This is a genomic window from Methylobacterium sp. AMS5, assembly GCF_001542815.1.
Taxonomy (GTDB): Bacteria; Pseudomonadota; Alphaproteobacteria; order Rhizobiales; family Beijerinckiaceae; genus Methylobacterium.
The window spans coordinates 25634-47777 of the sequence record NZ_CP006992.1; the positions used below are offsets into that span (position 1 = coordinate 25634).

General features: G+C 68.9%; 23 protein-coding genes and 1 tRNA gene. 10 read left to right on the top strand and 14 right to left on the bottom strand.

The window, feature by feature from the left end; all coding sequences use genetic code 11:
• Positions 1 to 58 precede the first annotated feature (58 nt).
• Both Y590_RS00115 and Y590_RS00120 read left to right on the top strand, forming a co-directional pair.
• Positions 59 to 676 (top strand): hypothetical protein, encoded by a 618-nt coding sequence (locus tag Y590_RS00115; RefSeq protein ID WP_060768113.1) that lies wholly within the window; start codon positions 59 to 61, stop codon positions 674 to 676.
• Positions 677 to 723: 47 nt separating this feature from the next.
• A complete protein-coding gene (locus Y590_RS00120; RefSeq protein ID WP_144439887.1) occupies positions 724 to 1071 on the top strand; it encodes a hypothetical protein in 348 nt (115 codons plus the stop codon).
• A gap of 195 nt (positions 1072 to 1266) precedes the next feature.
• On the opposite strand, the gene Y590_RS00125 is transcribed toward Y590_RS00120, so the two are convergent.
• Both Y590_RS00125 and Y590_RS00130 read right to left on the bottom strand, forming a co-directional pair.
• Positions 1267 to 3312 (bottom strand): PAS domain-containing hybrid sensor histidine kinase/response regulator family protein, encoded by a 2046-nt coding sequence (locus Y590_RS00125; RefSeq protein ID WP_060768115.1) that lies wholly within the window; start codon positions 3310 to 3312, stop codon positions 1267 to 1269.
• Positions 3312 to 4838, bottom strand: a complete 1527-nt coding sequence (locus Y590_RS00130) for a DUF7125 family protein (RefSeq protein WP_060768116.1) — start codon at positions 4836 to 4838, stop codon at positions 3312 to 3314. The genes Y590_RS00125 and Y590_RS00130 overlap by 1 nt, the downstream gene beginning before the upstream one ends.
• A 381-nt stretch (positions 4839 to 5219) precedes the next feature.
• Here Y590_RS00130 and Y590_RS00135 point away from each other — a divergent pair, with 381 nt between their 5' ends.
• Positions 5220 to 6425, top strand: coding sequence for a DUF2252 family protein (locus Y590_RS00135; RefSeq protein WP_060768117.1), 1206 nt, complete (start codon positions 5220 to 5222; stop codon positions 6423 to 6425).
• A gap of 28 nt (positions 6426 to 6453) precedes the next feature.
• On the opposite strand, the gene Y590_RS00140 is transcribed toward Y590_RS00135, so the two are convergent.
• The 4 genes from Y590_RS00140 to madL all read right to left on the bottom strand — a co-directional run bounded on the left by Y590_RS00140 (position 6454) and on the right by madL (position 9506).
• On the bottom strand, positions 6454 to 7452 hold the full coding sequence (locus tag Y590_RS00140; protein ID WP_060768118.1) for an SDR family oxidoreductase: 999 nt from the start codon (positions 7450 to 7452) through the stop codon (positions 6454 to 6456).
• A 122-nt stretch (positions 7453 to 7574) separates the two neighbouring features.
• On the bottom strand, positions 7575 to 8261 hold the full coding sequence (locus tag Y590_RS00145) for a GntR family transcriptional regulator (RefSeq protein WP_060772088.1): 687 nt from the start codon (positions 8259 to 8261) through the stop codon (positions 7575 to 7577).
• Between the two features lie 5 nt (positions 8262 to 8266).
• Complete coding sequence (gene madM / locus Y590_RS00150) at positions 8267 to 9031, bottom strand: malonate transporter subunit MadM (RefSeq protein WP_060768119.1); 765 nt, start codon at positions 9029 to 9031, stop codon at positions 8267 to 8269.
• Between the two features lie 4 nt (positions 9032 to 9035).
• A complete protein-coding gene (gene madL, locus Y590_RS00155) occupies positions 9036 to 9506 on the bottom strand; it encodes a malonate transporter subunit MadL (protein ID WP_060768120.1) in 471 nt (156 codons plus the stop codon).
• 268 nt (positions 9507 to 9774) lie between these two features.
• On the opposite strand from madL, the gene mdcA reads away from it, so the two are divergent.
• The 7 genes from mdcA to Y590_RS00190 are packed head-to-tail and all read left to right on the top strand — an operon-like array spanning position 9775 to position 15804.
• Positions 9775 to 11421 carry a malonate decarboxylase subunit alpha gene (gene mdcA / locus Y590_RS00160; protein WP_060768121.1) on the top strand — a complete coding sequence of 549 codons (1647 nt, stop codon included), beginning with the start codon at positions 9775 to 9777 and terminating at the stop codon, positions 11419 to 11421.
• 7 nt (positions 11422 to 11428) lie between these two features.
• Complete coding sequence (gene mdcC / locus Y590_RS00165) at positions 11429 to 11737, top strand: malonate decarboxylase acyl carrier protein (RefSeq protein ID WP_060768122.1); 309 nt, start codon at positions 11429 to 11431, stop codon at positions 11735 to 11737.
• Between the two features lie 2 nt (positions 11738 to 11739).
• On the top strand, positions 11740 to 12672 hold the full coding sequence (locus Y590_RS00170; RefSeq protein ID WP_060768123.1) for a biotin-independent malonate decarboxylase subunit beta: 933 nt from the start codon (positions 11740 to 11742) through the stop codon (positions 12670 to 12672).
• Positions 12659 to 13375 carry a biotin-independent malonate decarboxylase subunit gamma gene (gene mdcE / locus Y590_RS00175; protein WP_060768124.1) on the top strand — a complete coding sequence of 239 codons (717 nt, stop codon included), beginning with the start codon at positions 12659 to 12661 and terminating at the stop codon, positions 13373 to 13375. The genes Y590_RS00170 and mdcE overlap by 14 nt, the downstream gene beginning before the upstream one ends.
• On the top strand, positions 13368 to 14027 hold the full coding sequence (gene mdcG, locus Y590_RS00180; protein WP_060768125.1) for a malonate decarboxylase holo-[acyl-carrier-protein] synthase: 660 nt from the start codon (positions 13368 to 13370) through the stop codon (positions 14025 to 14027). The genes mdcE and mdcG overlap by 8 nt, the downstream gene beginning before the upstream one ends.
• Positions 14024 to 14884 carry a triphosphoribosyl-dephospho-CoA synthase MdcB gene (gene mdcB / locus Y590_RS00185; protein ID WP_060768126.1) on the top strand — a complete coding sequence of 287 codons (861 nt, stop codon included), beginning with the start codon at positions 14024 to 14026 and terminating at the stop codon, positions 14882 to 14884. The genes mdcG and mdcB overlap by 4 nt, the downstream gene beginning before the upstream one ends.
• The gene (locus tag Y590_RS00190) at positions 14881 to 15804 is read left to right on the top strand and encodes an ACP S-malonyltransferase (RefSeq protein WP_060768127.1); all 924 of its coding nucleotides are present in this window, start codon (positions 14881 to 14883) and stop codon (positions 15802 to 15804) included. Before mdcB ends, Y590_RS00190 begins: the two co-directional genes overlap by 4 nt.
• Here Y590_RS00190 and Y590_RS00195 read toward each other — a convergent pair.
• The 8 genes from Y590_RS00195 to Y590_RS00230 all read right to left on the bottom strand — a co-directional run bounded on the left by Y590_RS00195 (position 15766) and on the right by Y590_RS00230 (position 21958).
• Positions 15766 to 16101 carry a hypothetical protein gene (locus tag Y590_RS00195; RefSeq protein ID WP_144439888.1) on the bottom strand — a complete coding sequence of 112 codons (336 nt, stop codon included), beginning with the start codon at positions 16099 to 16101 and terminating at the stop codon, positions 15766 to 15768. The two genes, Y590_RS00190 and Y590_RS00195, sit on opposite strands and share 39 nt — an antisense overlap.
• Positions 16102 to 16362: 261 nt before the next feature.
• A tRNA-Met gene (locus tag Y590_RS00200) sits at positions 16363 to 16439 on the bottom strand.
• Between the two features lie 104 nt (positions 16440 to 16543).
• Positions 16544 to 17785: a tryptophan synthase subunit beta gene (gene trpB / locus Y590_RS00205; RefSeq protein ID WP_060768129.1), complete on the bottom strand. Its 1242-nt coding sequence runs from the start codon at positions 17783 to 17785 to the stop codon at positions 16544 to 16546.
• 121 nt (positions 17786 to 17906) lie between these two features.
• Positions 17907 to 18554 carry a phosphoribosylanthranilate isomerase gene (locus tag Y590_RS00210; RefSeq protein ID WP_060768130.1) on the bottom strand — a complete coding sequence of 216 codons (648 nt, stop codon included), beginning with the start codon at positions 18552 to 18554 and terminating at the stop codon, positions 17907 to 17909.
• 23 nt (positions 18555 to 18577) lie between these two features.
• Entirely contained in the window at positions 18578 to 18946 is a 369-nt protein-coding gene (locus Y590_RS00215; RefSeq protein ID WP_060768131.1) for a LapA family protein, read from the bottom strand.
• 238 nt (positions 18947 to 19184) lie between these two features.
• Positions 19185 to 19493: an integration host factor subunit beta gene (gene ihfB, locus Y590_RS00220; protein ID WP_012251998.1), complete on the bottom strand. Its 309-nt coding sequence runs from the start codon at positions 19491 to 19493 to the stop codon at positions 19185 to 19187.
• Positions 19494 to 19534: 41 nt separating this feature from the next.
• Positions 19535 to 20503, bottom strand: a complete 969-nt coding sequence (gene sppA, locus Y590_RS00225) for a signal peptide peptidase SppA (protein WP_060768132.1) — start codon at positions 20501 to 20503, stop codon at positions 19535 to 19537.
• Between the two features lie 261 nt (positions 20504 to 20764).
• Complete coding sequence (locus tag Y590_RS00230) at positions 20765 to 21958, bottom strand: putative sugar O-methyltransferase (RefSeq protein WP_286161824.1); 1194 nt, start codon at positions 21956 to 21958, stop codon at positions 20765 to 20767.
• Between the last annotated feature and the right edge of the window lie 186 nt (positions 21959 to 22144).

Consider the following 22144-nt stretch of genomic DNA (forward strand, 5'->3'; position numbering starts at 1 on the left):
TGAAAGAGGTGCCGTATGGGTGCCACCGCGCCTGGGTGGATATTGGAGAGTTCGACGGATGATTCGGATCGTGGCTGGACTGGTGGCGCGCCGGGCCTTCCCCCTGACGGTGGTTCCTCGCGCGCTGGCGGGTATCGGCTTAGCTGGGCTCTGCATTTCCGCCGCGACCGCCCAGGACGCAAAGCCGGGTCCGAACGAGGCCGCCAAAGCGGGATGCGACGCCAACTGTGCCCGGCAGGCCATCCCCGCGGCCGTGCAGGCCTGCGTGCCGGGGATCGAGCGGCAGGCGCCGACGGATTTCGAGTGGATGAACCGGCCGACCGGAACCATCTTCCAGGAGGCCGAGCCGCCGGCTGGCGCGGACACCGTCGTCAAGTTTCGCGGCGACTCGGTACGCTTCCTCAATCCGCAGGGTCAGTGGGTTCGCATTACCTACGAGTGCGATTACGACGCCGCAGCCAAGTCCGTTCGCGGCGTCAAGGTTCGGCTGGGACGCATCGACGGAAAGGGTGCGAGCACGGCAGCGGCGGCACTTCCCACCGGATCGGCCGGATCGGGGCGTGCTTCTGCTGCTTCTCCCAGCACCGCATCGCCGCAGACGCAGGTCAAGCGGCCGCGGCCGGCCGAGCCGAGCGAGGTCGAGATCCGACAAGTTGCGCCGACGCTGTCACGCTGAGCATGACCGGCTCAGCCGGATTGGCGTAGCGGATCAGGAGGCCATCGATGCGACGGATGTCGGTCATTTTCGCCGTCATGCTCTCGGTTCAATCCGGGGCGGTGATGGCCCAGCCGATCACGAATGTGAACGAGTGTACGTTCATTACGGATCCGATCGCGCTCCGGCGTTGCATCGACGGCTTCCAGCTTCGCGGACCGTCAGCGCAGTATCCGCAATCGGCCCCCATCCCGCAGATCGAAAGTCCGGCCCAGGCGGAGCGCGAAAAGCTCGATCGTACGACACCGCCGAATGCCAGCTACCAGGACTCGCCCGAGTGGCTGGGCCGCGATGCCGCGAAGCCACGGGATCGATCTCCATCGAACAAGCGCAAGGTCATCGATCTCAGCCAGTAAGAGTGCCTCACAAAACTCCCGATCACGGGTCGCCTCGGTCCTGGGCACGGCGGCGCAGCCGGAGTTCTGTGAGAGACACTGAGGACGCGCCGACGAAGTTGAGCCTCGCCAGGCTTCTCCACCGGTCGTCCTGCCTGGCGCTGACAGATCCGGCGGTCGGCCAGTGTGGCGAGCCGGGAGACGCTCCGGGAGCCATCAGGCCCTTTCGCCGCCGAGCACGAGGCGGAGCGACCGGGCGAGTTCGTCACGCCGGTAGGGCTTGTTGAGCACTGGAAGCTCGCCCTGGCCGATCACCTGCCCCTCGTCGAGATTCGCCACATAGCCCGAGGTCAGCAGGATCCTGATGTCCGGGCGCACCCGTCGCGCCTCGACGGCGAGCTGCGAGCCGTTCATCCCGCCGGGCATGACGACGTCCGAGAACAGGATGTCGATCCGCTCGACGCCGTGCAGATGCTCCAGCGCTTCGGCCGCATTGCGGGTGACGATGACCCGATAGCGAAGCTCCTCCAGGCTCTCGACGGCCATTCCGAGCACCTGTTCGTCGTCCTCGACCAGCAGCACCGTCTCGCCCTCCCCGGCTCGGCGCAGCGGGATGGCGCCGACCGGTCCGGGCCCGATCTCCTCGCCGGCCGGGTCGGTCGATCGCGGAAAGTACAGGCTGACCGTCGTGCCTTCGCCGACCTCCGATTCGATCTGCGCGAATCCCTTGGCGCTGCGGGTGAAGCCGTAGACCTGGCTGAGCCCGAGTCCGGTGCCCTTGCCGACCTCCTTGGTGGTGAAGAACGGCTCGAAGACACGCTGAAGCTTGTCGGGCGGGATGCCGCTGCCGGTATCCGTCACCGAAATGACGACGTAAGGGCCCGGCGGAACGCCCCGGTCCGCGACCGCCGCCGTGCCGAGCCGGACATTGCCGCTCGTGACCGCGATGCGCGCGTGGCCCGCCCTTCCCTCCAGGGCGTCGCGCGCGTTCACGATCAGGTTCAGCACCGCCGACTCGAACTGGGCCGGATCGATGCGGATCGGGTCGAGGGCCGGGTCGAGATCGAAGGCCAGCTCGACGGCGCCCGTCGCCGCGCGCTCGGCGAGCGGCCGGAAGTCCAGCAGCAGCCGGTTCGGGTTGAGCGTCTGCGGCCGCAGCATCTGGCGGCGCGAGAAGGCGAGAAGCTGCTGGGTGAGCTGCTCGCCGCGCCGCGCCGCGCCCATCGCCGCCTCGGCCAGCCGCTTCACGCGGTCGGGTTGGTCGGGGCGGCGCAGCATCATGTCGAGGCCGCCGACGATCACGGTGAGCAGGTTGTTGAAATCGTGCGCCACACCGCCCGTAAGCTGGCCGATCGCCTCCATCTTCTGGGCTTGGCGCAGCGCCTCCTCCGTGACGTGCTGATCCGTGCGGTCCATCAGGATGCCGGCGATCCGCTCCGGCGAATCGGCCTCGCCGGATTTGACCCGCCCGCGCATCGCAATCCAGCGCACCGCTCCGTCCGCGCGCCGGATGCGGCATTCGAGATCGAGTCTGCCCGTCTTGGGGACATTCGCGAACGCCTCCTCGGCCGTCTCGCGGTCTTCATCGACGAGATGGGCCAGGAATGTCTCACGGTCCCACGACCGTTCTGTGCCGGGATAGCCGAAGACGGCATCGAAGTGAGGCGAACGGCGATGGGTTCCGGCGACGTAGTCGATGTCCCACGAACTCATGCCGGCGGCATCGAGGGCAAAGGCGAGGGTCTCGTGGGCGGTCTCGACCTCCCGCGTCCGCTCGGCGACACGCCGCTCCAACTCCTCGTTCGCCAGCCGGAGTTGCTCCTGGGCACGCTCCCGTTCCAGCAGATGCTGCCGGGCTTGATATTGGCGGCGGCGCGCACGCAGGGACGAGACGACGGCGCTGGTCAGCGTTTCGGCATTGATCGGGCGTTCCAGCAGAACCACGTTGCCGAGCCGCCGCAGCAGTTCTGCCGCGCTCTGGGTTCGACGGCCGGCTTGGCGCGTCGTCAGTACGATGAAGGGGAAGTCCGACCAGGGTTGTTGCGCATCGAGCCAAGCGAACACGTCCGCCGTGTCGCCGTCGGCCAAAGCCTCCTCGGTCACGAGCGCGGTTCCCGCCCCCTCGCGCAGCCCCGTCAGCCACTCCGCGACGTTCGCGCAGACCCTAGCGCGGATGCTGGAGCGGTCCAGCACCCCCTCTATCACCGCGGCATCGCGCCCGCGTGGTGCCAGGATCAGGACGCGTTCCTCGGTGGATGACATCAAGCGCCGTCCCCGGACGCATCTGACCCCTTCAGCATCGCGACCCGCCCGCGATAGGCCGGCAGACCGGTGAGCACACCCTCGAAATCGCTCAGCGCCTCGCCGACCCGAAGCCCATCGGTCGAGAGCCTCAACTCACGGATCGTCCGCTCATGCGGATTGACGCGGCTCTTCACCACCGACAGCGCCGTGCGAATCTCGCCGCTCGCTTCGAAGAACCGGAACAGAAGGATGCAGTCGCTGAGGTAACTCAGGTCGATGTCGGTCCGAACCTCGCCGATCACACCGTGCTGCCCGAGCACGAGGAGCGTGGTGACACCCTTCTGGTTCAGGTAGCTCAGGAGTTCGTGCATCTGCAGGATGAGGTGCTCCTCACCCGGCATCGCGTGCAGGTAGGCGTTCAGGCTGTCGACGGCGACGAAGGTGGAGCCGTGTTCCTCGACGGCCTGTCGGACGTTCGAGGCGAACTCTCCCGGCGAGAGCTCCGCCGGGTCGATCTGCATGATGGTCAGCCGTCCGGTTCCCAGATGCGGCCTCAGGTCCATGCCGAGCATGGTGGCCCGGGCGATCATCGTCGCGAGCCCTTCGTCGAACAGGTAGTACGTCGCCGTCTCGCCTCGTTCGAGCGCGGCCAGCATGCAACGCAATCCGGTCGTCGTCTTGCCCACGCCGGAGGGGCCGAGCAGGAGCGTGTTGGTGCCGGGCACGAGGCCGCCGCCCAGCAGCAGGTCCAGTTCGTCCGAACCCGTGGATTGCGCCGTCGAATCGAAGCTCGCGCGGTGCTCGGCCGCAATGAGGCGTGGGAAGACCTGGACGCCGCCGGTCGCCACCACGAAATCGTGGTAGCCGCCCCGGAACTTGATGCCGCGCATCTTCACGATCCGCAGGCGTCGGCGCTCCGCGCCGAACTCCCGCGGGTTCTGGTCGAGGGAAATCACCCCGTGCGCGATACTGTGGAGCTGAAGATCGCCCGCCTCGGAGGTGCGGTCGTCGAGCATCAGGACGGTGCAGGCGCGCTTGGCGAAGAACTGCTTGAGCGCGAGGATCTGGCGCCGGTAGCGCAGCGGGTTCTGGGCCAGCAGGCGCAGCTCCGAGAGGCTGTCGAACACCACGCGCTCGGGCTTGAGACTCTCGACCCGTGCCATGACCTCCCTGACCGTTTCACCGAGTTCGATCTCGGACGGGTGCAGGATCGATTGCTCGCTGTCGGGGTCGAGACCCATCTCGTTGACGAGCTCGTAGAGTTCGATACCGTCGAGCGACCAGCCATGGCTCCTGGCCGCGGCGCGCAGCTCGTCCGCCGTCTCCGACAGCGTCACGTAGAGGCTGCGTCCCTTCCGGGCCGCGCCTTCAAGCAGGAATTGCAGCGCGAGTGTCGTCTTTCCGGTGCCGGGCGTACCTTCCAGAAGGTAGAGCCGATCCGGCGTCAGGCCGCCGCCGAGAACCTCGTCCAAGCCCGATATGCCGGTCGAAATCCTGTTCTCGGAACCGGATCGGGTGCTGGTCGTGTTCATCGCCTCGTTCATCGGCTCGGTCGCCGCTCCTATACTGTCTAGCCCGTCTCGCATGGACGCCGACCGAGCGCCCCACAAATCTGCGTCGATGCCGGGGATAACGCACGGGCAGCGCGTTCCGATCATTTCATTAGCGAGGGGGCGTTACTCTTCCAACGACCCATGTCGCAGCCGTTGAAACCCGGGTTTCACTCGGCGTCGCCCTGTCGAACGCCACCGAGACCGCATTTCCCCAGCGCGTCGGCCAGCCTCCCCGATGCTTGGCTTCCCGTTACGTTTTAACTGGCACGGTCATCCACAGCGGAGACGATGAGCCGCGCTCAACTCACCGCCGTGAGTGCGTTGATGCCGGAAGCGGGCGCTGAGCGCCCAACGATCGAATGAAGGTGTTTGATGCCCGCGAACGGAGCCTATGGTCCTGAGGAACGTGCTTTGGTGCTGGAGCGGCAACGCACCCTCAAAATGGCCCAATCGGCCCACGCCTATGTCCGGGGCAATACCCTGAAGTTCTACGAGTGGCTCGAGGGTCTCGCCCGCGGCACCCTGCCGGAGGGACCGCCGGTCTGGATCTGCGGTGATTGCCATCTCGGAAATCTCGGGCCCCTGGCCGATGCCGACGGCCGCGTCGACATCCAGATCCGCGATCTCGACCAGACCGTCATCGGTAACCCGACGCATGACCTCGTGCGCCTGGGGCTGTCGCTCGCCAGTGCCGCGCGCGGCTCCGACCTTCCCGGTGTGGTGACGGCACGGATGCTGGAAGAAATGCTTCTGGGCTACGCCGCGGGGCTGGGACCGAAGGAGGCGAACCGGCAGCCCTCCGAACCGGAGGCGGTGCGCTCGGTCCGCCGCCGGGCCCTCGGGCGTCATTGGAAGCACCTTGCGCGCGAGCGCCTGAAGGGCGTGGAGCCGGCGATTCCGCTCGGGCGCAAGTTCTGGAAGCTCGATACGGAGGAACGAGAGGCCCTCGATGGGCTCTTCCAGGAAGACGCGGTGCGCCATCTGGTGCTGGCCCTGAATGGGCGCAGCGAGGAGGCCGAGATACGCCTGATCGATGCGGCCTACTGGATGAAGGGCTGCAGTTCGCTCGGCTTCCTGCGCTATGCCGCGCTCGTCGGCATCACGGAGTCCGGAAACAAGCGCCGGCTCGCGCTGGTGGACCTGAAGGAGGCGGTCGAGCCGGCCGCGCCGACCGCTCCCGGTGTGGCGATGCCGTCCGAGCCGGCCGAACGGGTGGTGGCCGGCGCGCGGGCCCTGTCGCCGAATCTGGGAGAACGCATGATGCCGGTTCGGCTGCTGGGCAACTCGGCCGTGATGCGCGAACTCGCGCCACAGGATCTGAAGCTCGACGTCGATCAGTTCGGCTGCGAGGAGGCGGTCCGGGCGGCGCATTACCTCGCCCATGTCGTCGGAAAGGCGCATGGGCGGCAGATGGACGCCGAGACGCGCGCGGCTTGGCGGTCCGAGATCACGCGTGGTGGGAGCGCGGACGAGGGGGCGCCGTCCTGGCTCTGGTCCAGCGTGGTCGAACTCGCCGGCCGTCACGAGGTCGGATACCTGCAGCATTGCCGCCGCTATGCTGGCCAGGAGGCGGCCTGACGCCGGGACGCCTCCTGGCTTCCGACGATCAGGGTCGGCGCCGGGCGCGCTGCCCTCCCAGAACGAGGGCTGCTGTTGCTGCCAAGCCCGCGGCGATCCCGGCCGTCGCGAGCGGGTGCAGGCTCGCGCGGGTGTAGACGCTGGTGCGCATGACGTAGACCGGTGGGTCGCCCCGCTCGCGGCCGGCCCCCTGCGGCGCGTGCAACGCGCCCTTCGGGTTCCTCGGCGGTTCCGCCCGCTTCTGCAGAGCGATGATGGCCGGCGCGAGTTCGTCATAGGCGCCCGGCGCGAACTCCTTACCCATGACGAAGAGCTTGCCGCCGCCACCCACGATGATGTCTCGCTGCGGATGGACCGCCGCGTGCAGGATCGCGTTGGCCACCTCGTTGGGCGAATAGATCGGCGGCGGCAGCGTCGGCTCGCGATCCATGTAGTTGCGGGCCCGGTTCGGCAGCGGCGTGTCGATGGAGGCGGGCTTGACCAGCGTCACCGAGACCGGCGCGCCCTCCGCGACCAGTTCCATGCGGAGCGTGTCGGTGAAGCCCTTCACCGCGTGTTTCGACGTGGCGTAGAGGCCCTGGAACGGGAAGGCGAGGTCGGAGGCGATGCTTCCGACATTGACGATAGCGCCACCCCGGCCGCGCAGATGCTCGGAGGCGATCAGCGAGCCGTGCACCGTCCCCCAGAGGTTGGTTTGGATCAACCGCTCGTGGTCCTCGAGGGCGATCTTGCGAAGCGGTCCGTAGACGGTGAGGCCGGCGACGTTGACCCAGGTGTCGAAGCCCCCGAACGTGGCGACGGCGTGGTCGGCGATGGCCTGGACATCCTCCCGCCGGCCGACATCGGCGACCACGTAGGTGGCGCGTGTCCCGAATTCCGCGGCGATGTCCGCCAGGACATCCCTGCTGCGGGCGGCGAGTACGACGCGGGCCCCGCGCCGCGCGGCCATGCGCGCTGTCGCGAGACCGATGCCGCTGGACGCGCCGGTGATCACGATGACCTGTTGGTTCAGCGGCTTGTGACCCATTCCGAAGGACTCCCATCCTGCCGCTTCGATGCGGCAGCGATGGGGGTACGCGCGACGGGACCAACTGTTTCGGCCCGCGCGCAAACCGCGCAGGCCGGAGGCGGCGGAAGACGTCCTGGCGCTCACTCGCTCGCGTGGTCGGCCACATAGCGGCCGAGTGCGCTCGCCGCGTTGAGCATGTGGGCCCGCATGCGTCGCGCCGCAGCGTCGCCATCGCCCTCCGCAATCGCCTGGAGGATCTCACCATGCTCGGTGCGTGAGCGCAGGATGCGCTCGCCCTGGCGCAATTGCGTCCGGCGGAAAGCCGACAGGCGCGAGCGGATCGCGAGCGCCTGCTCGGCCATGAAGCCGTTATGGGTCGCGCGGTACAGGGCCTCGTGGAAGGCGCGGTTGAGGGCGTCGTAGGTGTCGTAGTCCTGTGCCGCGACCGGCTCGGCCGATTGCTCGTGCAGGTCCATCAGCGCGCTGAGTTCGAGCGGCGTCATCCGGTAGGTGGCGAGCCGCACGCACAGGGCCTCGAACTCGGCGGTCGTCTCGAACATCTCCATGATCCGCTCCGGCGTCATGCGGGTGACGACGACGCCGCGGCGGGGGCGCATCTCGACCAGACCGCTGGAGGCGAGCTGGCGCAAGGCCTCGCGGACCGGGGTGCGAGAGGCGCCGAAGCGGTCGGCGAGATCCTGCTCATCCAGCGCAATACCCGCCGCGAGCACACCGGAGGCGATCTCGTCCGTCAGGGCGTTGCGGATCTGGTCGGAGAGGAGGCCGCGTCCCTCGGCCATGCCGTCCATCGCGCCACCCTCCCCCATCCGCATCACCCCACGATTGCCCGCACGATCAGGAACAGCAGCGACGGGCCGACGAGGCAGCCGATGCCGGTATGGAAGGTCGCGGTCAACGCGCCGTAGGGCACGAGCTTCGGATCGGTGGCCGCGAGCCCGCCGGCGACACCGCTGACCGTCCCCATCAGCCCGCCATAGGCCATCGCCGAGCGCGGGTTGTCGAGGCCGATCAGCCGCGCCACCAGGGGTGTCCCCACCATCACCATCACTGCCTTGGTCACGCCCGTGGCGATCGAGAGCGCCATCACGGTCGAGTCGGCGCCGAGCGCCGCGCCGGTCACCGGGCCGACGATGTAGGTGATGGCGCCGGCGCCGATCGTCGTGATCGACACCGCGTCGTGATAGCCGAAGGCCACCGCCGTCAGGGTGCCGACGAGGAAGGTCAGCACCGTGCCGAGCGCTAGCGCCACGACGCCAAGGAGGCCCGCGCGACGCGCTTCGATCACGTCCACCTCGAAGGCGGTGGCGACGATGGCGAAGTCGCGCAGCATCGCCCCGCCCATCAGGCCGATGCCGGCGAGTGCCGGGATGTCGGCCAGCCCGCGCTTCCCGCCGGTGGCGAGACCGCCGAAATAGGCGAGCACGAGTCCGAGCACGATGGCGATGGCCGAACCATGGACCCGGCCGCGCGTCAGGCGCTTCCCGAGAAAGTTCGACACCAGAATCAGGCCGCCGATGACCGCGAAGGCGGCGACCAAGCTCTGCTCGACGAAGACGTGTTCCAGCATGTGCAGCATGGGCTCAACTCCGGGTCGCCGTGGAGGGCCGCAAGGGTGCGTTCGTCGTCGCGTTCGTCTCGCCGGTCTCGCCGGCGATGACGGCGCCCGCCTGATCGACCTCGGCGCCGTCGCGCGCCGGACGCCCGCCGATCCGGCCGAGCAGGGCCGTGGCGGCAAAACACAGCGTCACGCTGCCGACGGCCGCGATGATGACGATCGGGCCCCCGCTCACCGCCGCGACGACGTTCTGTTGCGCGGCCATGGCCACGACGATGGGGATGTACATGCTGGCCCAGAACTCGACCCCGAGCTTGGTCGCGTGGCCGAGCCGGTCGTGGCGCAGCAGCCAGACGCGGGCGGCAATCAGCAGGATCATGGCGATGCCGACACCGCCGACATTGGCCTTCACGTCGAGCAGGATCCCGAGCAGGTCGCCGAGGAACACGCCGATCGAGGTGCAGAGCGCGAGGAGCGCGACGCCGAGGATTGTCATCGGGCCCCCTCCCCGCGTGGAACTGCGGCTGGCTCGACCGGCTTCGACGTCCGTATCCGGCCGCTCGTGGGCTCACTGCATGCAGCGATCATCCGGCGCTTCCTTCCTGTATCCAGTGATTCGTTTTTGTTGCCCTATCGTATGCAAGATATTGACATTGGCGCAAGTGTGGATACAAAAATAGCGATAGAACGCTGCCGAATGTACATAAACGGTCGATTCGCAGATCGGTGTATTCGCAGCGCGGCGATGACAGGGAGCGGACCGGATGAGCGGTTGGCGTCGAGAACGGGCGGCCCGCGATGCGCGGATCGAGGCGGGCCGGGCCCATGCCGCGGGCAAGGTCGTGACGGCTGCCGACGTGGTCGCTCTTCTGGAGGCGATCCTTCAGCCCGGCGACCGGGTCTGTCTGGAGGGCGACAACCAGAAGCAGGCGGATTGCCTCGCACGGGGCTTGAGCCAGTGCGACCCCGCCCGCGTGCACGATCTGCACATGGTCCAGTCCGGCATCGTGCTGCCCGAGCATCTCGACATCTTCGAGCAGGGGATCGCGAAGCGCCTCGACTATTCCTATTCGGGGCCGCAGGGCGGGCGCATCGCCCGCATGCTCTATGGCGGGCAGATCGAACTCGGGGCGGTGCACACTTATCTGGAGCTGTTCGCCCGTTACTTCGTCGATCTGACCCCGAACGTGGCGCTGATCGCCGGCGTCTCGGCCGACCGGGACGGCAACCTCTATACCGGGCCGAACACCGAGGACACGCCGACGGTGGTGGAGGCGACCGCCTTCAAGAACGGCGTCGTGGTGGCGCAGGTCAACGAGATCGTCGAGCGCGTGCCTCGCGTCGACATCCCCGGCGACCGGATCGACTTCGTGGTCGAGGCCGACAGGCCGTTCTATGTCGAGCCCCTGTTCACCCGTGATCCCGCGGCGATGACGGAGACGCAGATCCTGATGGCCATGATGGCGATCAATGGGATCTACGCCGAGTACGGCATCCGCCGGCTCAACCACGGCATCGGCTTCGGCACGGCGGCGATCGAATTGCTGCTGCCGACCTATGCCGAGCGGCTCGGCCTGAAGGGTCGGATCGCTACCCACTGGGCGCTCAACCCGCATCCGACCCTGATCCCGGCGATCGAATCGGGCTGGGTGAAACAGGTTCACTGCTTCGGCTCCGAAGTCGGCATGGACCGCTACATCCGCGAGCGCTCCGACATCTTCTTCACCGGCGCCGACGGTTCGCTCCGCTCGAACCGGGCCTTCTGCCAGACGGCCGGGCTCTATGCCTGCGACCTGTTCATCGGCTCGACCCTGCAGATCGACCTCGCCGGCCATTCCTCGACGGTGACGCAGAACCGCGTGGCCGGCTTTGGTGGCGCGCCGAACATGGGCTCCGACCCGCACGGGCGGCGCCACCCCTCCGACACCTGGATGAAGGCGGGACGCGAGGCGCAGGTCACCGGCGATCCCGCCCTGATGCGCGGCCGCAAGCTCGTGGTGCAGATCGTCGAGACGTTTGGCGAGGGGCTGGTGCCGGCTTTCGTCGAGCAACTCGATGCGCTCGAACTGGCGCGTAAGATCGGCTTGGAGCTGGCTCCGGTGATGGTCTACGCCGACGACGTCACCCACATCATCACCGAGGAAGGCATCGCCAACCTCCTGCTGTGCCGCACCGCCGACGAGCGCGAGCAGGCGATCCGCGGGGTTGCCGGCTACACCGAGATCGGCCGTGGGCGTGACCGGGCCATGGTCGAGCGGCTGCGCCAGCGCGGCATCGTGCGCCGGCCGGAGGATCTCGGCATCGAACCCCTCGACGCCGACCGCTCCCTGCTCGCGGCGCGGTCGATCAAGGATCTCGTGCACTGGTCCGGCGGGCTCTACGAGCCGCCGGCGAAGTTCCGGAACTGGTGAGGCCGCGATGGAAAAGCTGAGCTTCCGACACACGACGCAGAGGGCCCCGGCCGGCGCGAAGGCGCAGGCCATTACCGGCGTCGTCGCCTCCGGCAATCTCGAAGTGCTGCTGGAGCGCGCCCTGCCCGCGACAGAGTGCACCGTCGAGATCGAGACGCCGATTCGCGGCTACGGCGAGGTCTGGGCGGCGGTGGTCGCCGACTTCGTCGCCCGCGCTCAGCCCGGCGGCCTGCGCATCACGATCAACGATGGCGGCGCCCGCCCCGACACCGTGTCCCTGCGCCTGCTCCAGGGCGCCCGGCTGATGGAGGTCTGACGATGAGCGAACGGATCATCGACCCGGCCGCCAAGGGCTGGGCCACAAGCTGGTACGAGGCGAGCGCCCGCGCCCGCATCGACGGCCTTCTGGATGCGGGCAGTTTTCGTGAGGTCATCGGCCCCGAGCAGCGCCGGATGAGCCCGCACCTGCCGCTGTTCGACCTTCCGCGCGCCTTCGATGACGGCATGATCGTCGGTTCGGGCCGCCTCGACGGCAAACCCGTCCTCGTCGCCGCGCAGGAGGGCCGCTTCATGGGGGGTGCCTTCGGCGAGGTGCACGGCGCCAAGCTTGTCGGCCTGCTGCGCACTGCCCTGGCGCTGAAGCCGGACGCCGTGCTGATCCTGTTCGATACGGGCGGCGTGCGCCTGCAGGAGGCCAATGCCGGCGAGACCGCGATCGCCGAGGTGATGCGCGCGATCGCGCAACTGCGCGCGGCCGGCGTGCCGGTGATCGGCCTGATCGGGGGCCGGGCCGGAGCCTATGGCGGCGGCGGCTTGATCGCGGGCACCTGCTCGCGGCTCGTTGTCTCCGAGGGCGGACGCATCTCGGTCTCGGGGCCGGAGGTGATCGAGACCAACAAGGGGGCGGAAGAATTCGATTCCCGCGACCGTGCCCTGGTCTGGCGCACCATGGGCGGCAAGCACCGCCGCCTCACCGGCGGCGCCGACGCCTATGCCGACGACACCGTCGCGGCCTTCCGCCAAGCGGCTCTGGACCTGATCGGGCGTGCCCCGGCCTTCGACCTCGCCACGCTGGAGGCGGAGCAGGCGCGGTTGGAACAGCGCCTCACGCGCTTCGGCGATTGCCGGGACGCGACCGAGATCTGGGCACGGCTCGGGGTGAACGATCCGGAAGCGGTCCCGGCCCTGAGCACGGCCGACTACGACACCCTGCTCGCCAGCCTGGGAGAGACGACCCATGACGCTCGCTGAGATCCTGGCCTCGCTGTTTCCGGAGGGTCATTCCGTGACCGTGGAGGACGGGCTCGTGAATGGCGAGGGTCCGTTCCGGGGCGGCCGGCTCGCGGTGATCGGCATCGACGGCGACACGGCGCTCGGCGTCGACGGCGCCTGCCGGCTCGCGGGCTACGTCCTCGACGTCGTGCGCCGGGGCGGCGCCACGCCGATCCTCGTGGCGATCGATTCCGACAGTCAGCGCATGAGCCGGCGCGACGAGCTGCTCGGCCTCAACGAGTACCTCGCCCACCTCGCCAAGACGCTGCTGCTCGCCGACGCGCACGGCCACCCGACCGTCGGACTGATCTACGGGCATTCGGCGGCGGGCGCCTTCATTGCCACGGCGCTCGCCACCCGCGTCCTCGTCGGCCTGCCGGGGGCGAACCCGAGCGTGATGGATCTGCCCTCCGTGGCCCGCGTCACGAAGTTGCCCCTCGATCGGCTGGAGGCGATGGCCAAGGACACCCCCGTCTTCGCGCCGGGCCTCGACAACATGGTGCGCACGGGTGCGGTGCAGGCGGTGCTCGATCCGGACCAGCCGCTGGCAGAGCAGATCGCCGCCGTGATCGATGCGCTGCCCGCTGAGGACCGCCGCGACCGGGCCGGGCGCGAGCGCGGCGGACGACCGGTGGCTGAGGCGATCGCCGCGCAGGTGGTGCGGGAGGCCGCTTTTGGCTGAGGCGCACCGGCGCCATGACCTCCTCGACGTCGAGCCGGGAGCCTGGGCCGCTGCCGTGACCGCGCGGGCGGATCTCGCAGGGGTGCCGCACGTCGCGGCGTGGGTGGACAATGGCCGGCCGGTCATCCTGCGCCGCTCGTATCCGGGAGAGGATCCGGGCCGCGTGCCGGTCGGCCTGCCGCTGCCGCCACGGGACGGCAAGCGCCGCATCGGCCTGATGCTCCCGCCGGACGCGGTCCGCCCGCGCGCGCCCGTTCTCCTGTCCGAGGCGCGAGCCGCATGCCCGCTTTCCTGGGGCGTGACGCTCGAAGCGCTGATCGCCCTCGGCAAGCGCCATGGCCTCGCGCCGCGTCCCTTCGGAAGCCTGCTCTGGCAGAGCCTGAGCGGCCTCCCCTACCTGTCCGAAGGGTCGGATCTCGATCTGCTCTGGCCGGTTGCCGGCGCGATTCCGCTTCGGCTGATAGCGGAAATTGCGGCGATCGAGGTGCGGGCGCCGATGCGCCTCGATGGTGAGATCCTGCTGTCCGACGGGGGGGGCGTGAACTGGCGCGAACTGCACAGCATCGGCCCCGGCGGAACGGTACTGGTGAAGCACCATGACCGCCTCGCCCTCCGCGAGGCCGCCGCCCTTCTCGCGGGAGATCCCGAATGAGCCCGCTCTCCGCGCTGCGAGCGCGTATCCCCGAAAATAATCGGTGCCCGGAGGCGGACGCGATCGCGCGGTCGGCGGCGACGGCGTTGCGGCTCGAACTCGAAACCTACCCGAAGCCGGGCCTCGTCAGCCACGTCGATCGCGGCAGCCACGCCGACATGGACGCGGATACCTTCCGGGCGAGTACGGCGGCGATCACGCCCTTCTTCCGCACCCTCGCGATCGCCGGTGCGGCGGGCGCGCCGATGCCCGCTCTGCGCAGCATCGGCCTTGATGCCGAGGCGGCGATGCGGGCGGCCACCGGTGGCGTGAACACGCATCGCGGCGCCATCTTCGGGCTCGGCCTGCTCTGCGCCGCAGCCGGCGCCCTGAAGCGGCCGGGGGCGGGAGCGCTCGGGGCCCTCGTCCGCGAACGTTACGGTTCGGGAATCCTCGACGGGCCGGTGCTGCTCCATGCGCCCGGCGCACGGGCGCGCCGCCGCCACGGCGTCGGTGGCGCACCGGCCGAGGCCGCCGCCGGCTTTCCGAGCGTCTACCGGGTCGCCCTGCCGGCCCTGCGCCGCGGCCGGCAGTGTCATCCCGGCGATGCGGAGGCCGCGCGGGTCGAAGCCTGCCTTGCCCTGATCGCGCATGTCGAGGACACGAACCTGCTGCATCGCGGCGGGCCCGAGGGCTTTGCCTTCGCGCGCAGCGAGGCCGCGCGATTCATCGACGACGGCGGTGTGGCGCAACCCCGCTGGCGCACGCGCGCCGAGGCGCTGCATCGCGCCTTCGTCACCCGCAACCTCAGCCCCGGCGGCGCAGCCGACCTGCTCGCGATGGCGCTGTTCGTGGAGAGCGTCGAGGCGTCCGCGTGACGCTCGCGGTGCTTCTCTCCGGTCAGGGCGGCCAGCATCCGGGGATGTTCGATCTCACCGCGGATTGGCCCCCCGCCGCGCCCGTCTTCGCGGCGGCCGAACGCGTCCTCGGTCAAGACCCGCGGGCATTCGTCCGCAGGCCGGGGGCGGACTTGCACGGCAACCGCACCGGGCAGATCCTCTGCTGCGTCGCGGCGCTTGCGGGCTGGACCCTCGTGCAGGCGTCGCACCCCAGCCGCACGATCGTCGCCGGCTACAGCATCGGCGATCTCGCCGCCTGGGGCTGCGCCGGCCGCTTCGACGCCGATACGATCCTGCGCCTTGCCGCGACGCGCGCCGAGGCGATGGATGCGGCCGCCGGTGATGGCGCCGGCCTTGCCGGCATCCGGGGATTGCCCCTCGCGGCAATCGAGACCGCGGCTGCGGCACATGGCTGCGAACTCGCCATCCGCAACGCCAGCGACAGCGCCGTCGTCGGCGGCCCGAGCCCGGCGCTCGAAACACTCTGCGTCGAGGCGCTGGCGGCCGGTGCACTGCGCGCCGTGGTTCTGCCGGTGCGCACACCTTCGCATACGCCGCTACTGCGCGAGGCCAGCCAGCGCTTCGAGGCGGCTCTCGCCGGGATGCAACCACGGCGCCCTCCGCCGGGCGCTCCCCGGCTCATCAGTGGCCTCGACGGCGCGCCTGTCTTCGACGTTCAAGCGGGATTGTCGAAGCTCGCGCGCCAGATCTCGCACACGATCGATTGGGCCGCCTGCCTGGAGGCCTGCCGCGAATATGGCTGCGACACCATCCTGGAACTCGGCCCCGGCCATGCCCTCGCGACCATGGCGCGCAATGCGATCCCCGAGGCGCGGGTCCATGCCCTCGAAGAATTCCGCTCAGCCGCCGGCGTCGCCGAATGGATCGGGGGACGATGAGAGCGATGCGGTCCGCGGACGCGGCTCGATCCGCTCCTCGCTGCGCTGGCGCAGGCCGGCATCGCCGCCGATCCGGTGACGGTCAGTGGGGACGAAGCGCGCAGCCTGCCGCTCGATCTCCTCACCGGGGGACACTGGGCGCTCCAGGGTTTCACGGGCGGTGGCCGCGGCGGCGACATCGCGTTGATCGCCATCGCGCTCTCGCTCCTCTTCGGTGCCTTCCCGTGTGCTGATCGACGACGGGAGCGGCGACGAGATCTGTCCCGACCTCGGCGAGGGACGGGACAGCGGGCGCATCACCGCCATCGCGCCGGACAGCGTTACCCTCGATCAGAACGGCCGCCCCTTCCACTGCCATGTTCTTGGGCCAGCCGGTCACGCTACGACTGCTTCCGCTGGAGCCGGCGCGTCGAAACTGAGGCGAGGTTACGGAGCGCGGGTGACTGCGCAATCCTCGCCCCGCTCAAGCCCCTGAGTTCCGGAGGGTAGCCCGGAGAAACAAAAACCCCGGACGGGTGTCCAGGGCTCGGCGTCTCGGTGTTCTATGCAAAGATGATTTGGTAGCGAGGGAGGGATTTGAACCCCCGACACAAGGATTATGATTCCTCTGCTCTAACCAGCTGAGCTACCCCGCCACTGTCACGGCCGGCGCTGACGCGTCGTCCGATGCGCGGGATATAGGGAGAAGGGCGCGAGGGTGTCAACGGTCTGTTGCGGCCCCCGCGCAGGTTCTCCCCCTTCAGAGCGTCTGACCGAAGATCTGCGCCACCTGCGGGATATCCTTGTCGCCGCGGCCGGAGAGGTTCAGCACCATCAGGTGCTCGGCCGGCTTGGTCGGGGCCAGCTCCATCACCTTCGACAGGGCGTGCGCGGGCTCCAGAGCCGGGATGATGCCTTCCAGCATCGAGCAGAGCTTGAACGCCTCCAGCGTCTCCGCGTCGGTCGCCGACAGGTAGGTGACCCGGCCCATCTCGTGCAGCCATGCGTGCTCGGGGCCGATACCGGGATAATCGAGACCCGCCGAGATCGAGTGGGCATCGGCGATCTGGCCGTCCTCGTTCATCAGCAGGTAGGTCCGGTTGCCGTGCAGCACGCCCGGGCGACCGCCCGTGAGCGAGGCGGCATGGAGGCCGCTCTGCACGCCGTGCCCGGCCGCCTCGACGCCGTAGATTTCGACTTCGCGGTCATCGAGGAAGGGGTGGAACAGGCCCATGGCATTCGAGCCGCCGCCGATGCAGGCGATGAGCGAGTCCGGCAGGCGGCCTTCCATCTCCAACATCTGCTGCTTCGTCTCGATGCCGATCACCGATTGGAAATCGCGCACCATCGCGGGGTAAGGATGGGGGCCGGCCACGGTGCCGATGCAGTAGAAGGTGTCGGAGACGTTGGTGACCCAGTCGCGTAGGGCCTCGTTCATCGCGTCCTTGAGCGTGCGCGTGCCGGATTGCACCGGGATCACCTCGGCACCGAGCATCTTCATGCGGAACACGTTCGGGGCCTGCCGCTCGACATCGACGGCGCCCATATAGACCACGCATTTCAGGCCGAAGCGGGCACAGAGCGTCGCCGTCGCGACGCCGTGCTGGCCCGCGCCGGTCTCGGCGATGATCCGCGGCTTGCCCATGCGGCGGGCGAGCAGGATCTGTCCGAGGACGTTGTTCACCTTGTGGGAGCCGGTGTGATTCAGCTCCTCGCGCTTGAAGAAGATCTTCGCCCCCTGCCCCGCCGGCGCCTCAGCACGCAGGTGCTCGGTCAGGCGCTCGGCGTAGTAGAGCGGGCTCGGGCGGCCGATGTAGTGGGTGCCGTAGGATTCCATATCCGCCTTGAACGACGGGTCGGCCTTGGCGTCGGCATAGGCCTTCTCGAGATCGAGAATCAGCGGCATCAGCGTCTCGGCCACGAAGCGACCGCCGAAGATGCCGAAGCGACCGCGCTCATCCGGCCCGGTGCGGAAGGAATTGGGAGCGGGGTTCAGCGTCACGGGGACGGTCCTTCGCGAAAATCTGATCGTTGCCTCGCGTGCTAGACCCATGCGCGGGCCGCCGCAATGCGGCACAGCCGGACAAACGCGCCGGACGCCGTCTTCGGTGGGAGTGGACCGGTCAGCTTCGGCGACGGGCGGCGGCGACGAAGGCCGCGATCCTGTCCGGATCTTTCTCGCCCGGCCGGATCTCGACGCCCGACGAGACATCGACGGCGGCCAGCCCCGTATGCGCGAGCGCCGTGACGACGTTCCCGGCATCCAGGCCGCCCGACAGCATCGTGCCGGCCGGCAACGCCGCCCCGTTCAGGATGTCCCAGTCGAAGCGGCGTCCGTTGCCACCCGGCAGATCGGCGCCGGGAGGAGGCTTGGCGTCGAGCAGAAGCCGGTCGGCGACGGCGGCATAGGCCGGGAGCGCCCGAAGATCGGCGATCGCGGCAATCCCGACGGCTTTCATGACCGATCGGCCGGTCCGGGCACGGATGTCGGCGACGCGCTGCGGCGTCTCATGGCCGTGAAGCTGGATCAGGTCGGGATCGAGCGCCTCGATGGCGGCAGCGAGGGTCGCCTCGTCCGGATCGACCAGCAGCACCACGCGCTGCGCCCTCCCCCGCGCCCGCTGTGCGAGGCCGCGGCCCTGTTCCAGGGTGACGTGGCGCGGGCTCTTGGGGAAATGGACGAAGCCGACGAGGTCGGCACCCGCGTCGAGGGCCGCGTCGAGCGTCGTCTCGGTACTGAGGCCACAGATCTTGACGCAGATGTCTGCCATGGGAGGAACGACGCTCTCAGCCCTCAGCGCGCCGCTGCCGGGGCAGGCAGGGCGGTGTAGGTGCCGGCGCCGGCATAGCCCGGCTCGACACCCGGCGTGCCGAAGGTCTTCAACTCGGCCGCTTCCTTGGCGAGACGGTCGGCCTCACGGCGGTGATAGCGCGCCCGCTGGCGTGTCCGGCTCTGCCCGAGCCAGCTTCCGATACCGCCGACGAGAATGCCGAGTGCCACCGAGCCGAACACCACGGCGTAGAGCGGCAGGACGAGGCTGAACACGGGCTCAGGCGAGAACGGATCGAAGGAGAGGGCCACGGCGTCGCGATTGGCGACGGCCAGCAGGACCACCACCACCGCGATCGGCAGCAGAATCAGCGCCTTCAGAAATCGAATCATGCAAGAGGTCTCCGACGGGCGGCGTTAAGCCTTCGAGGGGCTCACCGGTGCCGCTAAGGGCTTTCGAGCGAGGGCTCTTCGAGGCTCAGACCGCAGAACTAGAGCGTTTCACGCCGAAGGGGATGCCGGTTCGGCGCAAGGCGCGTCGAAAGGGGCGCGTCGAAAGGGGAGCGGCGAAGCGAGATGTCGCGACCGCGCCTCGCGTCACGCCCGTGACGGCGTCTCGGAGCGGATGCGATCAAGCGCCCGGTTGCTCGTCGCCGATGCCGGCGCGGTTGAGGCGCAGGCGCATCTCCTTGCCGGTCTTGAAGACGGGAATCGCCTTCTCCGACACCGCCACGGATTCGCCCGTGCGCGGATTGCGCCCGCGGCGGGCCTCGCGGCGCTTGACCGAGAAGGCGCCGAAGCCGCGCAACTCCACCCGGTCGCCCTGAGCCAGGGCGTCGGCGATCGTGTCGAGGATCGCGTTCACCAGGGTCTCGACATCGCGCTGGTAGAGATGGGGGTTCTGCTCAGCAATCTTGAGCACGAGTTCCGACTTGATCATGCGGCTCTCTTCCGGATGCGGGGCTGGCGCGGCGCGAGACCTCAGGGGGCCGGCCGCCAGACGGCCAGGAGCCCGCCGCCGGTGAGCCCGGCAGCTTCGTCCTCGACCGCACGGAGGCGGCTGGCGAGCCCTTCAAGACCGAGAAGATCGGCGCCGAGTCCCAGTGTCGACCACAGCTTGAACCCGCCGTCGGCTTTCGGCTTCCAGTCCTTCACCGGAAGCTTCTCGGGGACCTTCTTCTCCTTCTCCAGCCACGCCACCGCCTGGCGCTCGCCGCCGAGCTCATCGACGAGCTTGAGGGGCAGGCTCTGGCGACCGCTGAACACGCGGCCGTCGGCGACGGCGGCAAGTTGGCTGTCGTCCATGCCGCGGCGCTCCGCCACCAGGCCCTTGAACCAGCCGTAGGTGTCGAGAACGATTGATGACAGGGCTGCGCGGGCCTCCGGCGAAGTCGGGCTGAAGCCCGAAGGCTCCGCTTTAAGCGGCGAGGATTTGACGGATTCGACCTTCACGCCGACCTTGTCGAGCAGGCCGGAAACGTCCGGATACTGAAACAGCACGCCGATCGAGCCGACGAGCGCGGTCTCACGGGCGACGATGTGATCGGCGGCGATCGCGGTGATGTAGGCGCCCGAGGCTGCCGTGCCATCGACGAAGGCGACCATCGGTTTCTTCGCGGCAAGCGCACGGAGGTTGCGATAGAGCTCCTCCGAGCCGGTCGTCGTGCCGCCCGGCGACGAGATCGAGATCACCACACCCTTGACAGCGTTCGACTCGCCGACCCGCTCGATCAGCTTACGGGTCGAGTCGCTACCAGCGATGAAGCCGCCGATCGAGATCCGGGCGATCTGGTTCTCGGTGGCCGGAAACAACCGGCCCTCGCCGACCCGCGCGCGGTAGCCCAACGCGCCGACGGCGATGATGGCGGCACCGATACCGAGCATCCGCCACAGCGTAAGCTTGCGGCGCAGACGGCGGCGGTCGATGAGAAACTCGGCGTCTGCAGCCATCCGACGATGTACTCCTCTCCAAGCGGCGCGGTGCAGCCGTCGTTTCGTTGGGACCGTTCAACCGCGCCCTGCCGGAGCACGGCCCTGTCCGATCCGGATTCTGGCCAAACCCTTGATGGACTTGGGTTCGGTTGCTGCGACCGAGTCCGCGCTCGTGTTTAGCGCCGCCCGAGGCGCGCGGGCAAGAGCCCGTTCCGACCGGGGCCGGCACAACCCGCAGCGGTCGTCGTCCGACGCCATGCCCCCGGAGAGGCAACCCGTTCAACGTCGAGCGTAGATCTCTTCGACATAGCCGTCACGCATCCAGAACAGATGCCGGCCCAGCCTCCGGTAGCCACCGTCCCGCGCAACCAGATCGGCGACGACGGCCTGCTGGAAAGCGTCGGTGTTCGGGGCCGCCGCCTCCTGATTGATCGAGTAGAACAGTGGGGCGATGACTCGGATCCGCGCGATATACATGGCTGCCGTCTCCGGCGGCATTTCCGGCAGCGAATCCTGATTGATCGCCAGATCGTAGCGCTCGTTCCGCTCGATCTCCCACCACGGCAGAACCCGGATCGCGGCATCCGGCTCGCCGGCCAGGGACACGTCGAGGCCCGCTTTCAGCAGAAACCATCCCTGGAGCACGTTGGTGAAGGGCAGATCAAGGATCGTGTAGTGCCGGTCGGGGTGGCGCAGGAACCAAGCCAGACCGCCGAAACCACCGCCGATCTCGACCACCCGATCGAAGCGGCCGAGTTGTCCGATCCGCCAAGCGGCATAGGCGTGAGTCAAGGCGTGCTCGGGCAGGATGCCGGCGCCGTAACACACGCCGAACGGAGCGCCGACGTCTGGAAAAGCCAGGGGGAAGCCGAGTTCGGCCTCGAGACGCGCCGGCTCGACATGGTGGGCAAGGGGGCCGACGAGCGCGGCCGCGTAATCGCCCTGTTCGGGTGAGCGGATGGGGGCGAGGCCGACCGCCTCCGAGAGCCGCAGCAGCCGGTCGCACCAGCTTGCGGCGAACGGTGTCGGCGCATGGCGCGCCAGCGTCGCCATCGTGCGCCCCATGGCGATGCCGTGCGCGAGATGCGACTGGAACAGGTTGTTCAACAGCCCGGCGAGCGTGCCGGCATCGCCGTGCTGCAGGGCACGATGGAAATCGGGAAAGCCTTGGCTCCTGGCCGCCCACATGCCCTCGCTGTCGGCCTGGACCGGCGCGCGTCCGGCACCGGATTGCCAGGCCGCGATGAGACGTCGCGCGATGGCTTCATCCTCAGGGCCGGGTCGGGGCTTGGCGAAGGCGATGGCCGGCAGCTCGGGCCAGGCGCGGTAGGGATATCGGTAGGTCCACGGTCCGGCGATTCCACCGCCGAGTTCGGCCGTCGCGGACGGGACTTGGAACGGACGCCCCTCGCGGCGACCGAAGACGCGGTAATGCACTTCCGCCGAGGCGACGAGACCGGCCTCAATCGCCATCGCCACATCGGCGTTGAGGTCGAGATAACGCTCGGAATCGAAACGGGACGGGAGCGGGTCGGAACGGCGTCCGGGGCGCCTGCCCCTCAACCATCTCAGGCTGGCGCCTAAGCTCGAGAGGCGGTTTGCCATCGCGCTCGCTTCGGGACGTTTCGAAAACGGGACTGAAAAAAGTTCGGGGCCGGC

What these genes read in the sequence shown, in the direction of transcription:
- mdcC (WP_060768122.1), top strand. Translation starts at nt 11,429, where the DNA reads ATGGAAAAGCTGAGCTTCCGACACACGACGCAGAGGGCCCCGGCCGGC.
- Y590_RS00115 (WP_060768113.1), top strand. Translation starts at nt 59, where the DNA reads ATGATTCGGATCGTGGCTGGACTGGTGGCGCGCCGGGCCTTCCCCCTG.
- madL (WP_060768120.1), bottom strand. Translation starts at nt 9,506, where the DNA reads ATGACAATCCTCGGCGTCGCGCTCCTCGCGCTCTGCACCTCGATCGGC.
- ihfB (WP_012251998.1), bottom strand. Translation starts at nt 19,493, where the DNA reads ATGATCAAGTCGGAACTCGTGCTCAAGATTGCTGAGCAGAACCCCCAT.
- Y590_RS00170 (WP_060768123.1), top strand. Translation starts at nt 11,740, where the DNA reads ATGAGCGAACGGATCATCGACCCGGCCGCCAAGGGCTGGGCCACAAGC.
- sppA (WP_060768132.1), bottom strand. Translation starts at nt 20,503, where the DNA reads ATGGCTGCAGACGCCGAGTTTCTCATCGACCGCCGCCGTCTGCGCCGC.
- Y590_RS00215 (WP_060768131.1), bottom strand. Translation starts at nt 18,946, where the DNA reads ATGATTCGATTTCTGAAGGCGCTGATTCTGCTGCCGATCGCGGTGGTG.
- Y590_RS00130 (WP_060768116.1), bottom strand. Translation starts at nt 4,838, where the DNA reads ATGAACGAGGCGATGAACACGACCAGCACCCGATCCGGTTCCGAGAAC.
- madM (WP_060768119.1), bottom strand. Translation starts at nt 9,031, where the DNA reads ATGCTGCACATGCTGGAACACGTCTTCGTCGAGCAGAGCTTGGTCGCC.
- Y590_RS00210 (WP_060768130.1), bottom strand. Translation starts at nt 18,554, where the DNA reads ATGGCAGACATCTGCGTCAAGATCTGTGGCCTCAGTACCGAGACGACG.
- Y590_RS00135 (WP_060768117.1), top strand. Translation starts at nt 5,220, where the DNA reads ATGCCCGCGAACGGAGCCTATGGTCCTGAGGAACGTGCTTTGGTGCTG.
- Y590_RS00120 (WP_144439887.1), top strand. Translation starts at nt 724, where the DNA reads ATGCGACGGATGTCGGTCATTTTCGCCGTCATGCTCTCGGTTCAATCC.
- Y590_RS00140 (WP_060768118.1), bottom strand. Translation starts at nt 7,452, where the DNA reads ATGGGTCACAAGCCGCTGAACCAACAGGTCATCGTGATCACCGGCGCG.
- mdcB (WP_060768126.1), top strand. Translation starts at nt 14,024, where the DNA reads ATGAGCCCGCTCTCCGCGCTGCGAGCGCGTATCCCCGAAAATAATCGG.
- mdcA (WP_060768121.1), top strand. Translation starts at nt 9,775, where the DNA reads ATGAGCGGTTGGCGTCGAGAACGGGCGGCCCGCGATGCGCGGATCGAG.
- mdcE (WP_060768124.1), top strand. Translation starts at nt 12,659, where the DNA reads ATGACGCTCGCTGAGATCCTGGCCTCGCTGTTTCCGGAGGGTCATTCC.
- Y590_RS00195 (WP_144439888.1), bottom strand. Translation starts at nt 16,101, where the DNA reads ATGCGCCCGCTGTCCCGTCCCTCGCCGAGGTCGGGACAGATCTCGTCG.
- Y590_RS00145 (WP_060772088.1), bottom strand. Translation starts at nt 8,261, where the DNA reads ATGGGGGAGGGTGGCGCGATGGACGGCATGGCCGAGGGACGCGGCCTC.
- Y590_RS00125 (WP_060768115.1), bottom strand. Translation starts at nt 3,312, where the DNA reads ATGTCATCCACCGAGGAACGCGTCCTGATCCTGGCACCACGCGGGCGC.
- Y590_RS00230 (WP_286161824.1), bottom strand. Translation starts at nt 21,958, where the DNA reads ATGGCGATTGAGGCCGGTCTCGTCGCCTCGGCGGAAGTGCATTACCGC.